This is a genomic window from Rhizobium nepotum 39/7, assembly GCF_000949865.1.
Classification (GTDB): Bacteria; Pseudomonadota; Alphaproteobacteria; order Rhizobiales; family Rhizobiaceae; genus Agrobacterium; species Agrobacterium nepotum.
This window is the reverse complement of the sequence record NZ_JWJH01000010.1, coordinates 70,044-84,213: the sequence shown is the minus strand read 5'-3', so window position 1 is coordinate 84,213 and position 14,170 is coordinate 70,044. Positions and strand designations below refer to the sequence as shown.

At 58.0% G+C, this 14,170-nt stretch carries 15 protein-coding genes; 3 read left to right on the top strand and 12 right to left on the bottom strand.

The window, feature by feature from the left end:
• Positions 1-20: 20 nt before the first annotated feature.
• Together RS75_RS12250 and RS75_RS12245 are read right to left on the bottom strand one after the other, a co-directional pair.
• Positions 21-428: a PPC domain-containing DNA-binding protein gene (locus tag RS75_RS12250; protein ID WP_045020767.1), complete on the bottom strand. Its 408-nt coding sequence runs from the start codon at positions 426-428 to the stop codon at positions 21-23.
• On the bottom strand, positions 415-981 hold the full coding sequence (locus tag RS75_RS12245) for a PPC domain-containing DNA-binding protein (RefSeq protein WP_045020765.1): 567 nt from the start codon (positions 979-981) through the stop codon (positions 415-417). The genes RS75_RS12250 and RS75_RS12245 overlap by 14 nt, the downstream gene beginning before the upstream one ends.
• Before the next feature lie 161 nt (positions 982-1,142).
• Here RS75_RS12245 and RS75_RS12240 point away from each other — a divergent pair, with 161 nt between their 5' ends.
• Positions 1,143-1,628, top strand: coding sequence for an Lrp/AsnC family transcriptional regulator (locus tag RS75_RS12240; protein WP_045020763.1), 486 nt, complete (start codon positions 1,143-1,145; stop codon positions 1,626-1,628).
• Here the strand turns inward: RS75_RS12240 and RS75_RS12235 are convergent.
• Both RS75_RS12235 and RS75_RS12230 read right to left on the bottom strand, forming a co-directional pair.
• Positions 1,625-2,011, bottom strand: a complete 387-nt coding sequence (locus tag RS75_RS12235) for a nuclear transport factor 2 family protein (protein WP_045020761.1) — start codon at positions 2,009-2,011, stop codon at positions 1,625-1,627. The genes RS75_RS12240 and RS75_RS12235 overlap by 4 nt on opposite strands.
• Positions 2,012-2,017: 6 nt before the next feature.
• Positions 2,018-2,914: an MBL fold metallo-hydrolase gene (locus RS75_RS12230; RefSeq protein ID WP_200893631.1), complete on the bottom strand. Its 897-nt coding sequence runs from the start codon at positions 2,912-2,914 to the stop codon at positions 2,018-2,020.
• 317 nt (positions 2,915-3,231) lie between these two features.
• Between RS75_RS12230 and RS75_RS12225 the strand changes: the two genes are divergently transcribed.
• On the top strand, positions 3,232-4,128 hold the full coding sequence (locus tag RS75_RS12225; RefSeq protein ID WP_045020757.1) for a LysR family transcriptional regulator: 897 nt from the start codon (positions 3,232-3,234) through the stop codon (positions 4,126-4,128).
• Between the two features lie 9 nt (positions 4,129-4,137).
• On the opposite strand, the gene RS75_RS12220 is transcribed toward RS75_RS12225, so the two are convergent.
• Genes RS75_RS12220 through RS75_RS12185 form a run of 8 tightly spaced genes read right to left on the bottom strand, consistent with a single transcriptional unit; the run spans position 4,138 to position 13,088 of the window.
• Positions 4,138-5,007: an N-formylglutamate amidohydrolase gene (locus RS75_RS12220; RefSeq protein ID WP_045020755.1), complete on the bottom strand. Its 870-nt coding sequence runs from the start codon at positions 5,005-5,007 to the stop codon at positions 4,138-4,140.
• Positions 5,008-5,019: 12 nt separating this feature from the next.
• Positions 5,020-6,570 carry a gamma-glutamyltransferase gene (locus RS75_RS12215; RefSeq protein ID WP_200893630.1) on the bottom strand — a complete coding sequence of 517 codons (1,551 nt, stop codon included), beginning with the start codon at positions 6,568-6,570 and terminating at the stop codon, positions 5,020-5,022.
• Positions 6,567-7,244 (bottom strand): RraA family protein, encoded by a 678-nt coding sequence (locus RS75_RS12210; protein ID WP_045020751.1) that lies wholly within the window; start codon positions 7,242-7,244, stop codon positions 6,567-6,569. The genes RS75_RS12215 and RS75_RS12210 overlap by 4 nt, the downstream gene beginning before the upstream one ends.
• A complete protein-coding gene (locus tag RS75_RS12205) occupies positions 7,241-8,887 on the bottom strand; it encodes an ABC transporter ATP-binding protein (protein WP_045020749.1) in 1,647 nt (548 codons plus the stop codon). The genes RS75_RS12210 and RS75_RS12205 overlap by 4 nt, the downstream gene beginning before the upstream one ends.
• A gap of 2 nt (positions 8,888-8,889) precedes the next feature.
• Positions 8,890-9,705, bottom strand: a complete 816-nt coding sequence (locus RS75_RS12200) for a creatininase family protein (RefSeq protein WP_234704264.1) — start codon at positions 9,703-9,705, stop codon at positions 8,890-8,892.
• 8 nt (positions 9,706-9,713) lie between these two features.
• Entirely contained in the window at positions 9,714-11,291 is a 1,578-nt protein-coding gene (locus tag RS75_RS12195) for an ABC transporter substrate-binding protein (protein ID WP_045020747.1), read from the bottom strand.
• A gap of 26 nt (positions 11,292-11,317) precedes the next feature.
• A complete protein-coding gene (locus tag RS75_RS12190; protein WP_045020745.1) occupies positions 11,318-12,157 on the bottom strand; it encodes an ABC transporter permease in 840 nt (279 codons plus the stop codon).
• Between the two features lie 10 nt (positions 12,158-12,167).
• Positions 12,168-13,088 (bottom strand): ABC transporter permease, encoded by a 921-nt coding sequence (locus RS75_RS12185; protein WP_045020743.1) that lies wholly within the window; start codon positions 13,086-13,088, stop codon positions 12,168-12,170.
• Between the two features lie 122 nt (positions 13,089-13,210).
• Here RS75_RS12185 and RS75_RS12180 point away from each other — a divergent pair, with 122 nt between their 5' ends.
• Entirely contained in the window at positions 13,211-14,137 is a 927-nt protein-coding gene (locus tag RS75_RS12180; RefSeq protein ID WP_045020741.1) for a LysR family transcriptional regulator, read from the top strand.
• Positions 14,138-14,170: the final 33 nt, after the last annotated feature.

Genomic DNA, 14,170 nt, shown 5'->3' with positions numbered 1-14,170 from the left:
ACACCCCACCTTACCGCAACTCACGCCGCTTGCGGTTTTTCCGCCGGCAACCACTCCTCCAGCGTCACCTCGAAGGTCATGCATACGGGGTTTGCGCCTGCGATGAATGGGCCGCCATAAACCGCACCTTCGGTATCGGCGACAACACCGGTCAACGCAGCGCGCAGCGAGCCATCGGGCTGGGCGCGCACTTCGCCAGCAATCGAGACGATTTCAACGGCGGGACCGCGTATCTGCAGAAAATTACCGCTGCGGGTGCCAAGGCATGCGTCCACCAGGCTACCCAGAGCGCCGCGCACGAAGGCATTGCGAAAACCCTCTGCCAGGCAAAGTTTCTCGACGCCAAGCACCAGGTCCTCATTGGGCGCGATGCGGGCATAGGCCACGCGACCCATGGAGCCGGTTTCGACATTGTTATGCGTGTTCATCGACGCGCTCCGTGCGGTTCTTTGGCTGAAGAAGGGGAATATTGGTTTCCGGATCGAAAGACTGTTGCAGCAGAAAACTGTCGAGTGACGTCACAAGTGCGGAAAGGCCGCCCTCTCCGACAATGCAGGATTCCGTCAGCAAATGGCCGCCCCTGACCACACCCGCTGCGGTACGCATGGCCGCGTGGCAGTGAACGATCGGTTCGCCCTTCATGCTGCGCCCCAGCGTCGCATTACCGAAGACCAGCCAGGCCGCACCGGCATCGATGGGTTTCGTATAGGCAATGACGGCATTACCGGACGGGTCGGGCGGGGCTACACAATAGGACAGAATGTCGAAATAACCGCCGAGAAGGGTCAGGGAGGCGTTTTCGATACCGTCTTCGGCCAACGGCCGCACGATACCATCATAAAGGCTGCGACCCGGCGCGATGAACAGCCGCACATGGCGCGCCGATGGCGAGCGCAGGCTGTTGATGCGCACCGGCGAAGAAATGCCGGGATGTATCAGCGTTCTTGGCCTTGGAAAATGCTGTTGCGGTATCGGTGCCATGCCTGCTCCTCCTTGCTGCCTGTACCATGCAGTACGGTACTGAAAACCTGGCCGAAGGTGCTTTCGAATGGTGCCGCCAAAGCGTCAACGACAAGACACTTCTTTCGCGTGCTGCCCCATGGGCGGCAGATTTTTTTGCAATATGTTTAGGAGAGATCGGCATGGCGAAACCGCTGGACAGAATTGACCGTAAAATATTGCGCGCGCTGCTTGAAAACGGCAGGCTGAGCAATGCGGAACTATCGGAAAAGGTGGGGTTGTCACCCAGCCCTTGCTGGCAGCGCGTCAAGCGGCTGGAAGATGAGGGCGTCATTCGCGGCTACACCGCAATTCTCGATCAGGCTCAACTGGGGCTCACCGAGACCGTGATCATCGAGATCATGCTGGAGCGTCACGACGATGAGGTTCTGGAACGTTTCGGCGAAGCCATGGCCGCTCTTCCGGAGGTGCTGGAAGCCTATCTGACCACCGGCGAATATGATTACCTCATCAAGGTCGCGGTGGCGGGAACCGCAGGCTACGAGCAGTTTCTGCGCCGCAAGCTTTACAAGATCGAGGGCGTGCGCCATTCCCGCTCCTGTTTCGCGCTTAAATGTCTCAAGCACACATTATCGGTCGTGCCCGATGCCGAGCCTCCGTCTGGCTAAATGGCCTGCACGACCATATGGCTATCGACATACTGTACCATGCTGACGATCTTGCCGTCGCGAACGACATAGAGGTGGGCAAAGCTGGCCGTCATGGACTTACCCGTGGCCTTGTAGGTGCCCGAGTAGACACCGAATGCAGCGACCCGATCGCCATCCTCCATAAAAGTGTGGGCTTCGGCACGGTAGCCGATCCACTCGGTACCAAGCCTATGGAAGACACCGGCAATGATGGCGTCTATGCCGGTATAAGTACCGGCATAGGGGAAGCCTTCGGCTTCGGTCCATGTCGCATCGGTAGCCAGGGCCGCAAGCAGATTGCGACCGTTGTCTTCCGATGAGCCCTCATAGGTAGATCGGATGAGGTCGAGATTGGCGCCCATGACGGATCAGCCCCACTTCATTTCGCCGGTCGCGACTTTAGAACCGATATCGAGCGCGACGCCCATGCCGAGGCCCGGGAAGCGCGCTTCCATGGCAGCCTTGAGCACGGCCGAGTCCTTGGTTTTGGCCAACTCCTCATCAAAGCCTTTCAGATAGGCGATGGTGTGCTCGACGCCGGAAAGGTCGGTCGGCACATCGGGAGCCATATGGCCGGCAACGACAATTGCCGGCTTGCGCGCTGCAATCTTTTCGAGATTGGCGACCCAGGCGGCCCGCAGTTCGGGGCTGTTCGTGTCCGCAGTCCAGACATGGACGCCGTTGAAAATCAGAACACCGCCGAAGACCGCATTCAGAGACGGAACGAAGAGGTAGCGCCGGTTGGGAAGTCCCTCCGCATCAACGATTTCGATCGTCTCGCCGTCGACTGTCAATGTGCTGCCCGCGAAGACTTCCGGAATGATGACATCAGCCAATGTCTGCGGGCCATTTTCCTTGAGCTGCGGTCCCCAGACGGCAAGCTTTTTCTCGACGCTGCCCTTGATGGCCTCAACCGTGGCCGTGGCGGCAAGCACCTTGGCATCAGGGAAAGCAGCCTTGATCGGACCGAGGCTGAAATAGTAGTCCGGGTCGGACTGGCTGATATAGATGGTCGTAAGCGTCTTGCCGGTCGCCTTGATCGCGTCCGCGACGGCCTTGCCGTCGGGAAGCGTGAAGCCGCCATCGATCAGCACCGCTTCCGTCGCGCCGGATACCAGAACGGGAGCCCGGAAAAAGCCGTTCTGTCCGGCGGGGAAATGCTTCCAGGTCAGGGTCCCGGCTGCATGGCCAAGCCCTGCAGGAGCGAAAACGGCGGCGGCACCTGCGGCGATGGTAGTTTTCATGATGGTTCTCCTTGTCAGCATGGCTGTCTCCTGAAGGTTTGATCGAAGATTCTGGTCTCGTTGTTTCGCGTGCGGGTCGTGAGCCTGATCGTGTAGCTTGCCTGTAAATCGTCAGTGTCCGGCGTCAGGCGTCGGGCCTTGAAAAGACGAAATCGCGATCATTCGGCGCGCCGTAGCGCCAGCCGCAGAGGGGACCGAAAAGACAGGTGATTTTGGAATTGCCGCTCATGTGCTCACTCCGTGTGACACAATAGATGGCATGGCAGGATTAAATCGGGAAGACTAACAAACGCTACAAACTATATGCTAAAAGCTGACAATCAATCGGAGTGCCCTCCATGCAGGCGGCAACAAATCTCAATCGGCTCGCTTACTTCGTCGCCGTCGTTGATGCCGGATCGTTCACCCGGGCCGCCGACTATCTCGGCATTACCAAGGCGGTGGTCAGCCAGCAGGTGGCGAGGCTGGAAAAGGATGTCGGCACGACATTGCTGATGCGCACGACACGACGGCTGCAGCCGACGGAGGCGGGGCGGATGTTTCATGCACGATGCGTGTCGATCCTGCGTGAGGCGGAAGATGCGCTGGGAGAACTGGCTCAGGCCCGGACTGAACCCCAAGGCCTGCTCAGGGTCACGGCACCCTACGACTATGGCACCTCGGTCGTGGTACCTGTGGTGACCGCGTTCGCGTCTCGCTATCCGGATTGCAAGGTGGAGCTGAACCTCAGCGACAAGACGGTCGATCTGGTCGCCGACAACATGGACCTTGCTGTCCGCGTCGGCTGGCTCGCTGACTCCAGCATGCAGGCGCGACGGATCGGCTCGTTTCGGCAATATCTGGTCGGTCCACCTCAGCTTGCAGACGAAATAGCCGAATTAAGCGAGCCGACCGACCTGACATCGCTGCCTTTCGTCGCCAATAATGCGCTGCGGGAGCCTCTGGGATGGACCTTCACACGCGACGAAAGCGAGATACAGACAGTACGTCTGAAGTCCGATATCGCAATCAATACCACTCCAGCGGTGATGGAGGCCGTAAGGCAAGGCGGCGGACTGTCTGTCTTGCCGGATTTTCTCGCGGCAGCCGATTTGGCAAGCGGACGCCTGATCCATGCTCTGCCGGATTGGCGCTTACCTTCCGGCGGCGTATACACAGTCTACCCAGCCGCGCGCTTCCGTCCCCCGAAAGTCTCGGCTTTTGTGGAAATGATGACCGCAGCACTCAAGCGGTAGCCTGGCCCTTCAAGTGGAAAGAAAGGCTCGGAGGGTCGCGCCGAGCTTGCCTAGATTTGCCTTGAGCTCACCGTAACCGGCATTTTTCTCTCGAGTGACTTCGTCCATGTAGAGTTTTCGATTGAGTTCGATCTGGATGCTGTGGCGATTTTTCGCAGGCGCGCTGTAAGCGGATACAAGCTCGGCTCCCCGAAAAGGCACGTTGCGAGAGACCGAGTAGCCGAAGCTTTCCAACGTGCTGATTACCAATTGCACAAACTCGGGCTCGCTGCTTGCTCCGTCATAGTCGCCGACGACGATGTCTTTACGGATCGTGCCTGCCGGATCGGGAGACAGGACGTGGCCAACGGCTGGCATCGAGTGGCAGTTGATATGGTAGACGCGCCCGAAGGTGTCATAGGTTTTATCGAGCAGGCGAACCAGCTCCCGATGATATGGACGCCAATAGGTATCGATACGATCCTCAAGCTCTTTGACACTCAGCTGGCGGCCATACATGGGTTGATCACCCCAGGCGAAACGCCAGGTTAAACCCATGCCGCGCCGCGCAGACGCGCTATCGCGCACCGCGTAGGGCCACTGCCCGACAACGAGTTCCAGATCGACATCCTGCAGGGAGCGATTGAGGTCGAGAAAACTGCGTGGGAAGTGCGCCAGAAGCAAGGGCGCTCCGATGGCTGGAGCAAAGTCAAACAAATCATCGACATAGGTATCGGATGCCACCAGCACCATCTCATCCGATGCTACTCGCTCGAAGTCATCCGGGATGACAAGGCCGCTGTGCGGGGAATCAAAGACCAAGGGTATGGCAGGCGCGCTTGCCGGGATGACGGACAGGACACCCTCGATATCGAGAGGAGTAACGGAAAATTCTGTCATGAGATGGTCCTGTTACGCCGTGGCAGCATAAGCGGCGGGGTAAGTCGTGTCAGCCATGCCGATGAAGCTGTCGCCGCGCCTGCCAATCATGCCCGGCGCCGCGAAGGGTCTTGGAAAAACGACCTGCGCCGCAGGCCTGACCTTCGCAATCTGCGCCAGTGCCTCGATGTAATCAGCGGGCATATCGACATTGACGATGATGTCGCTGTGCGGTCCGGTCGTCATGCGCGGCATGTTCATGGCTTCTTCCACATCCAGGCCTGCATGGATGATCATGCCCGTGAGTTGTGCCAGAGATGGCACGATCTGGTTGCCGCCGGCAGCACCGTAGGCGGCGAAGGTGCCATCGGCATCGGTCACGATAACAGGACACATATTGCTGGGCGCATAGGCGTTGGGTTTCAAAGAATTGGCCCGGCCCGGCGTGGGATCGAACCAGGACATGCCGTTGTTGAGCAATATGCCAGTCGAAGGCGAAAGCGCGCGGGCACCGAAGCGGTTGAGCAGCGTGAAGGTGATGGCCACCATCCGCCCTTCGCCGTCCACGGCGTTGACCTGGGTCGTGCTGGTCTTGTTCGTCGTTTCTGCCGGGTTGAGCCTGCGGCGGTGGGCACCGAAAGCTTCCCACAGGGCCTGCGACATAGTCGTGAAGAAACCGGCATCGACGGGGCCGACGCCGCGTTTTTGGTCGAAATAGGCGAGCGCATCGCACAGGCGTTGTCCCGCGCTCGTTTCCCCCGCCACATAAACGGTCTTGTCCTGCAGCGGCATGCTGCGTGCGGGATAGATCAGCGGTTCATAGGCTGCAAGATCCTCAACCGTCATGAAACTTCCGCCAGCCTGCATATCGGCGACCAGACGTTTTCCGATGGAGCCGCCATAAAGAGCATCAGGACCTTCGCTCGCCAGAGTTTCGAGCGTTTCGACAAGCGCCGTCAGGGGCAGCACCGTTCCCGGCTCAGGCGGGTAGCCATCGGGAAGAAAGATGGAACGAGCACCTTCATCCTTGGCAAGACCGGAGGCGGCAATGGCAATAGCAAGTGTCGTATGCCAATCCACGACGAGACCCTTGCGCGCCCGCTCGATTGCGGGTTGAAGGGCTGCATCGAAACCGATCGTTCCGTGGCGCTTCAACGCCTGCGCAAAACCACGTACGCAACCGGGCACGACCGCAGCCGTAAAGCCATCAACATTGCGGTTTTCCACGGATGCCGGATGACCGATGAAGGTCTTGATACTGGGGTCAGGCCTGTAGAAATCAGCATCGAAAGACGATGGAACGCGACCGGTGAACTCGATCGTCTCAACGGTGCCATCCGGCTGCGCCACCAGCATGTATCCACATGCGGCAAGGCTGGTCATCCATGGCTCGACGGTCTGAAGCGTGAATGCCGCCGTCACAGCCGCGTCGACAGCGTTGCCTCCGGCCCGAAGAACTGCCGCACCGGCTTCGGCCGCAACGTAATGCTGAGAGGTTACGACCCCGCGTGGGCTGACACCGGCGGTCTTGCGTGTGGTGCTGCGCTCGACACGCAGATCATTGAATTGCGGGTTCACCATCATTTGGCCTCCAGCGCAGCAGCCACCATCCGGCTTGCACCCGAAAGATCACCCAGCTTCTCGCCGGCCTCGATCTTGCCCTTGTTGCGCCCGGCCCTCGCCTGTCTGGCCTCTGCCTCCTGCAACACGTCCCCGGCCTCATCCACCGGGATGACAAGAACACCACTGGCATCGGCAATCACGACGTCTCCAGGCATGACGGGCACGTTGCCGCAGGAAATAGGAAGGTTAAGCGAGCCACCAAGATCGTTCAATCGCGTGGTTATGCCGGAAACACCCCGCGACCATAATGGCATGCCGAGTTCGATGATTTCCTCGACATCCGTGCACGGCCCATCGATAACGACACCGACCGCACCTGCCGTTTTGATGGCAAAGGCAACACCGCCGCCTATACAGGCGTGACGGTCATCGCCCAGCCGGTCCACGAACAGGAAATCACCGGGGCGAATGACGGAGACGGCATGGTGAAGCAGCGTCGAATCCGTCGCCGGAATGGCGACGGTAACGGCAGTGCCGACCAATGTGCGCCCGACTTCAACAACCGGCGTAATGGCGTGGTGCACAAAGCCGCGATGGCGAAAATGCCCGATGGTGGCGACTTCGACCAATTCAAATCTGGCGCGCAGATCAGGATCGATCTGCGCAGGCTGAGTGCCGATATGGTATTTTTTCATGGAGTTTCCTTTGGGAATTTGCCGGCGTCCTGCAAGGCGGGCTTGTGTTGCCAGCCCTTGCCCGGAACTGCGGCGAGCAATTCTCTTGTGTAAGCGTCCTTTGGTGCGCCGAACAACGAGGCCGGGTCACCGCGCTCCACGATGCGGCCGTGACGCATCACTGCGATATTGTCGCAAATCTGGCTCGCGACACGCAGATCGTGGGTGATGAACAGAATGCCGAAACCGAGCCGTTCCTGCATTTTGGCGAGAAGCTCCAGGACCTGCGCCTGCACCGAGACATCGAGCGCGGAAACGGATTCATCAGCGATGAGCAGTTCCGGTTCTACCGCAAGAGCCCGTGCAATGCAGATGCGCTGCCTCTGTCCGCCGGAAAACTCATGTGGGAAGCGTGTCGCCGACGCCCGGTCAAGCCCGCAGGCTTCCAGCAGATCGAGCGCCCGCGCCATGGCCGCCCTGGCGTCAAGACCATGGACAATCGGCCCTTCTGCAATGGCATCGCCTATACGCTGGCGCGGATCGAGTGCGGTATAGGGGTCCTGAAAGACGATCTGCACCTTGCGGCGCGCTTCACGCAGCGCCTTGCCGCGCAGACCAGAAAAGTCTCCATCCGAGATGACGATATCGCCACTTTCCGGCTGGACGAGACGGATGACACATTGCGCCAGTGTAGACTTGCCGGAGCCGGACTCACCAACCAGCCCCAGCGTTTCACCGCGGCGAATGGTGATATCGACATCGTCAACGGCCTTGACGACCCGACCGGAACCCAACACGCCTTTAAGTGAAAATGTCTTGATGATATTCCTGGCAATGAGGACAGGCGAGCCAAGCCCTTGCCTTTCTTTCCTCGGCGTCAGCGTCGGCACGGCCGCCAGCAGGCGTTTTGTATAGTCCTGCTGCGGATGATTGAGGACCTCATCCCGGGTGCCGATTTCAACGAGCTTGCCTTTCTGCATGACGGCAACGCGATCCGCAATTTCTGCGACCACGCCGAAATCATGAGTGATGAAAATGATGCCCGTGTCGTGCCGTTCACGTAATTCCAGCATCAACTTGAGGATCTGCGCCTGTGTGGTCACATCGAGCGCGGTCGTCGGCTCATCTGCGATCAGCACCGCCGGATCGAGCGCCAGTGCCGTAGCAATCATGACGCGCTGGCATTGTCCGCCGGATAGCTGATGGGGATAGGAATAGAAAAGCTGTTCAGGGTTCGGCAGATGCACTTCCTGAAACAGCTTGATGACCCGCTCCTTGATCTCAGCCTTAGACAGCGACGTGTGAACCCGGAACGCCTCCGACACCTGTTCGCCAATCCTGAAGATGGGGTTGAGCGCCGCCGTCGGCTCCTGAAAGATCATGGCGATGCTGCGGCCGGTTATGCCGCGCCGCGTGGTGTCGTCGATCGTCAGGAGGTTCTTGCCCTCGAACATGACTTCGCCGCTCGGCTGTCCGAGATTGCGTGGCAAAAGACCCATAGCGGCGAGTGCCGTCAAGGATTTGCCTGAGCCGGACTCACCGACAATGCAAAGGATTTCGCCCTTGGCGATCGACAGCGACAAATCCTCCACGGCAAAACCGCGATCTGCGCCTTGCGGCAGGGGGACCCTGAGATGTTCGATCGACAGCCGCACGTCACTCATGATCAGTTCGCCTTTTGATTTTTGGGAGAGGGCGAGCGCATGTCCCACCCACGCATATGCTCGACGAAGCGGCTGCAGAACCCGACGATATGCTCGACAATACGTCGACCGTTTTCGGCACTTGCCAGAACCGGATCGCCACCCAGCATGCCATCGGCATTCACCTCATCGCAATTCAGCGGCAGATGAACGGGCATTCCTTCGAACTGCACATTGTTGACGCCGCCGGTTGGCAGCCCGAATGCCCTGGCGCGGCCGGGCGGCTTGCTCAGGTCCATTCGCATCAGATCGGGAAAGAGATGCATATAGACGGAGGTCAGCGGATCGCCACCGTGACCCCGTGCCGCTGCCCAGGCCGGACCATGCAATTCCAGCCAGAGAGACTCAGGTATGGACTGCCAAAGATTGATGGACGCTACCGACACACCGGTTTCCGTGCGAATGCGGCGTACGGCATGATCTATCAGCGGCGCGTTTGTGGTGTGACCGTTCAGGATCAGAAGATGTTCGATACCATGGTCCAGAAACGCATTGATCGTGTCCTCCACGACTGCCGAAAACGTCGATGGCCGCAACTGGATACCGCCGGGAATAGTCTTGAAAAAATCGGCGTAACCGAAGGGAACGGTTGGGGCCGCGATGGCGCCCGATGCGACGGCGACTTTCAACGCAATCGCTTCCGTCAGCATGAAATCGCCCATGGGGGCATGCGGCCCCTGCTCTTCCTGACTGCCGAACGGCAGCAGGATCACCGGTTTTTCAGGAAGACGCTCGCGAAACTCCGCGAACGTCATATCCTTGAGGGCATTCTTGCGCATGTGAGCCATCATACGAACTTGAAGTAATCGCCATAGATGCGCATTTCGCCGTTCGGTTTGTAACGGAACTCGATGCCCGCGCGGTGTGCGCAATTATAGACGCTCTTCCACAAATAGTAGCCAGGCGTAACGCGCTGCCATTCATCCGACAGGGCGAGATAAGCCTTCTTGCGCTCTTCGAAATCAGTTGCCGCATCGAATTTTTTGCCGAGTTCGACGAATTCAGGCGTCGGATCCCAGGTTTTCCAGGTCGCCGTCGAGCGCGATGCCGTCGGACCCCAATCGAGCCAGAGCGGCTGATATGGGTCGCCCGGAATGAAGTCGGAGCTCATGGACATGTTCATCATGTGGTACGGACGGCGATAGACCAGTTCGAAATTGTCAAGAACCTGCGCCTGAACATTGACGCCGATTTCGCGCCATTGTTCGATCATGATCTCGGCAGCGGCTTCATAGTTCGGATAGAACTGACGCGTTATGTGCCAGATCAGCGTCTCGCCCTTGTATTTCGTCTTGGCGACGAGCGCCTTGGCTGCTTCCACATCATAAGGCAGTTTTACGGGCAGGTTCGGATCGTAGAACTTGCCATATTCCTTGAAGTTGAAAGGCACTGCCGGATGTTCCGTTGTGCCATTGAAAAGGGCCTGGACAATCGCGTTCATGTCGATGGCCTGTACCATCGCATAACGCAGGTTCGGGTCGACCAGCGGATTATCGACGGGATCCGGCCGGGTGTTAAAAGCCAGCGCCGGATAATTGTCAGCAAGCACGCGCTTCAGCGTCACGCCCGCATATCCCTCGAGCGTGGCTTCCTGGTCCGTCGGAATGTTGACGATGAAGTCGAACTCCCTGGATACCAGACCCGCCATGCGGGCTGCGAATTCCGGCACGATCTTCCAGTTGATCTTCTGCACCGGTGGTGGGCCGTCCCAATAATCATCGAATGCATCCAGCACCATTACCTCGCCGGAACGGAACGTCTCGACCTTGTATGGGCCGGTCCCAATGGGTTTCTGGCCGAAGGCATCCACGCCCACTTCCAGATAGTATTTCTTTGGCACGACGAAGCCGACGTAACCGGTGAGCTTGCTCGGGATATTTGGATCTGGCGTGGCCGTCTCGATTTCAAACGTATATTTTCCGGTTGCCTCGACGCGCTTGAAACCGGCCGTGAATGTCTTGCCGCGCGGCTCGAAGGGTTTTTCGCCCCATAAGCGTTCCGGGGACAGAGTGAAGACTGCGTCTTCTGCCGTCATTTCGCTGCCATCATGGAATTTCACGCCCTCGCGCAGGGTAAATGTCCAGATATTTCCGTTCTGCTCCCATTTCGTGGCAAGCTTGGGAGCGAAGATCAGCCCGTTTTCATCATTGATGTAATCCCGCTCTACGAGCGTATCGTAGAAATTCGGGAAGATACGGCGAGAGGTCGTGGAGATGCCGTTGATCGGGGCCATGGTAGCCCAGAGGTTATCAACGGCAATATTGAGTGTCGGTCGTTGTTGGGCATGGGCGATCGGCACGCGACCCGCGACCGTGGCTGCGCCTGCCGCAAGAATGAGACTTCCAACTTCACGTCTGGTAAACATGTTCATCTTCCTTGGTCGTGTTCTATTTATGCGTTACGGCCCTGCAGCATCGGATCCAGCCGATCACGCAGCCAATCGCCGACAATGCTCATCGAGAGTGTTACGAGAAAAATCACGGTGCCGGGCACGACCGAAATCCACCAGGCGGTTGAAAGATAATCGCGACCATCACCGAGGATTTGGCCGAGACTGGTCTGCGGCGCCTGAATGCCCAGCCCCAGAAAGCTCAGCGACGTCTCAAGCAGGATGATTTGCGGGAAGGTCAGAGTGACCTGAACGATGAGTGCGCTTGCCACATTCGGCAGCACATGCCGCAGATATAGCCGGCTGTTTCCAGCACCCAGTGCAACGATAGCCTTTGCATAAGGCTGATTGACCGCCGAAAGCACCACGCCGCGCGAAAGACGGGCATATTTTTCCCACCCGAACAGGCCCATCAGCAGGATAAACAGCATAAGGCTGTTGCCGAAGAAGGCCAGCAGCGTCAGCGTGATGAGGATGAATGGGAGGGACGCCTGAAAATCCACCAGCATCATCAGCGCTTCATCCACCCATCCGCGGAAATGCGCAGCAACAAAGCCGATAAGCGATCCGAAAACGGCGCCGATTATGGTTCCCGCAATGGCGACACTGAGTGACATCTGCAAGGCGGCGATGATACGCGCCACCATGTCTCGTCCGATACGGTCGGTTCCGAGCGGAAAATCGGGATTGCCGCCTGTGAGAAAGGCCGGTGGCTTCAGACGCGCGAGGAGGTTCTGCTGCGTTACGCCGTGGGAGGTGAAGATATTGCCGACGATGGCGACAAATACGGCCAGCACCAGCACGATGATGGCGAAGACGAGGATGGGAGAGCGGCGCTTCATCGTTTTCGTCCTAGTTCGAGACGCGAATGCGCGGGTCAAGCAGACCATAAAGCAGGTCTACGATGAGATTTGCCGTGACCATCGTTACCGCCATGACCAGCACTAGTCCCTGCACCACAGCAAGATCGCGAGAGGACACTGCCGTGACGAGCAGGCGCCCTACGCCCGGCCAGGCAAAGACCGTCTCAACCACGATCGCACCGCCGATAAGTTCCCCCAGATTGAGACCAATGATGGTGATAATTGGGATGCCTGCATTGGGGAGTGCGTGGAAAACAATGCGCTTCCAGTAACTGACGCCTTTGGCGGCGGCTGCGCGGATGTATAGCTTGTCCAGCACTTCCAGCATGGCCGAGCGGGTGAAGCGGGCAAGCGTACCTGCGGTAAAGGTCGCCAATGTCAAAGCAGGCATGACCAGGTGCCATATCGTTCCGGTACCGGAACTCGGCAGCCACTGGAGAGCCAGGGAAAACAAAAGAATAAGCAGAATTCCCAGAAAGAAATTGGGAATGGCGAAGCCGAAAACTGCCGTTGCCATGATCAGATTGTCGAACGGCGACCCGCGCTTGATGGCGGCAAAAATACCCGCGGGGATGCCGATGAGGATTGCACCGGCATAGGCAAAAAGACCCAGCATGATGGTCCAGGGCACTCGCTCGGCGATGATGTCGATGACTTCACGGCCATCCCGGTAAGAAATACCGAACTGTCCCGTGGCCATCTGCCCCACATAGCGCAGATATTGAAGCCAGAGAGAATCGTCCAGACGCCAGAGCGCCCGGAACTGTTCGATTTCCTCCGGCGTGGCATCGACGCCGACAAGAGCAACCACCGGATCACCGGACGTCCTCAGCACGACGAATGTAAACGTAACGACAAACCACAGCGTGAGAGCCGTGCGCAATATTTTTAGCAACCAGAATCGTGTCATGGCGCTCCGTTTTCTGGAACTGATGTTTCAGCTATTCCCGTTATTTTCATTTTTTTTAAGATAATCACGGGAATAAAGTATTATCTATTACAAAATAGCCCGTACATTGATATTCGTAGCATATGAAATATGGCATCGAGTTTCGTCACCTTCATTATTTTGTCTGCGTTGCCGAGGAGCTGCATTTCAGCCGGGCGGCGGACAAGTTGGGCATGGCACAGGCACCCCTAAGCCAGCAGATACGTCAGCTTGAGGAACGGATTGGAACACGTCTTTTCCTGCGTACGACGCGCAGCGTGAAACTGACGCCCGCAGGAGAGATATTCCTTAGACACGCGATGGAAATTCTAGGTGGCATCGACCGGGCGGTCACGCACACCCGTTCTATTTCTGGCGACGATGGTGGAAAGATTTACGTGAGCGGCGTTCATGTGGCTTTGTCGCACGTGCTGCCGGGCGTGATTGCCGAATTCCACAAAAAATACCCGAATATTCAGGTGGACGTACAGTTGCTGGGAACGGCAAGCCAATTGGAGATGCTGCAGAGTGGAAAGGTGCAGGTTGCCTTTATCCGGCCCACCAACCCTGCGGGTTTTCTGAAAACAGAGCATCTGCTGAAAGAAGGTTTTGTCGCTGTCCTGCCGAAGCATCACCGGCTTGCCGACCAGCAGGATGTCGGCGTAAAGGACTTCGCTGGTGAGCCTATCATTATCTATGCGCCAACGGTGGGTGCGAGTTATCACCACGTCATCATGGACGCGTTTCGCCGTGCGGGCATTTATCCCATGGTCGTTCAGGAAGTGTCACACACGCTTGCAATCGCAACACTTGTTGCGGCAGGCGTCGGGATCGCGATTGCCCCATCCTGGCTTTCACACAATCTCAGTCCGCATCTCGTCTATCGGCCGCTGACGGAAATTCCGGACGAGGTGGAACTGGTTGTTGGATGGCAGGCAAACGAAGAGTCCAAAGCGGTTCTGGATTTCGTGGAATTTGCCCGCCGTCAGTTTTCAGGTCGGAACCGTCTATTGCTCACGAAATTTGCCTGATCCGGAAATTTCGATACGGTGCAGACATCGGTC

Coding starts and splice junctions, on each gene's coding strand:
- RS75_RS12235 (WP_045020761.1), bottom strand. CDS start 2,011: ATGGGCGCCAATCTCGACCTCATCCGATCTACCTATGAGGGCTCATCG.
- RS75_RS12215 (WP_200893630.1), bottom strand. CDS start 6,570: ATGATGGTGAACCCGCAATTCAATGATCTGCGTGTCGAGCGCAGCACC.
- RS75_RS12240 (WP_045020763.1), top strand. CDS start 1,143: ATGGCGAAACCGCTGGACAGAATTGACCGTAAAATATTGCGCGCGCTG.
- RS75_RS12200 (WP_234704264.1), bottom strand. CDS start 9,705: ATGCGCAAGAATGCCCTCAAGGATATGACGTTCGCGGAGTTTCGCGAG.
- RS75_RS12245 (WP_045020765.1), bottom strand. CDS start 981: ATGGCACCGATACCGCAACAGCATTTTCCAAGGCCAAGAACGCTGATA.
- RS75_RS12225 (WP_045020757.1), top strand. CDS start 3,232: ATGCAGGCGGCAACAAATCTCAATCGGCTCGCTTACTTCGTCGCCGTC.
- RS75_RS12195 (WP_045020747.1), bottom strand. CDS start 11,291: ATGTTTACCAGACGTGAAGTTGGAAGTCTCATTCTTGCGGCAGGCGCA.
- RS75_RS12230 (WP_200893631.1), bottom strand. CDS start 2,914: ATGCTGACAAGGAGAACCATCATGAAAACTACCATCGCCGCAGGTGCC.
- RS75_RS12190 (WP_045020745.1), bottom strand. CDS start 12,157: ATGAAGCGCCGCTCTCCCATCCTCGTCTTCGCCATCATCGTGCTGGTG.
- RS75_RS12185 (WP_045020743.1), bottom strand. CDS start 13,088: ATGACACGATTCTGGTTGCTAAAAATATTGCGCACGGCTCTCACGCTG.
- RS75_RS12180 (WP_045020741.1), top strand. CDS start 13,211: ATGAAATATGGCATCGAGTTTCGTCACCTTCATTATTTTGTCTGCGTT.
- RS75_RS12250 (WP_045020767.1), bottom strand. CDS start 428: ATGAACACGCATAACAATGTCGAAACCGGCTCCATGGGTCGCGTGGCC.
- RS75_RS12205 (WP_045020749.1), bottom strand. CDS start 8,887: ATGAGTGACGTGCGGCTGTCGATCGAACATCTCAGGGTCCCCCTGCCG.
- RS75_RS12210 (WP_045020751.1), bottom strand. CDS start 7,244: ATGAAAAAATACCATATCGGCACTCAGCCTGCGCAGATCGATCCTGAT.
- RS75_RS12220 (WP_045020755.1), bottom strand. CDS start 5,007: ATGACAGAATTTTCCGTTACTCCTCTCGATATCGAGGGTGTCCTGTCC.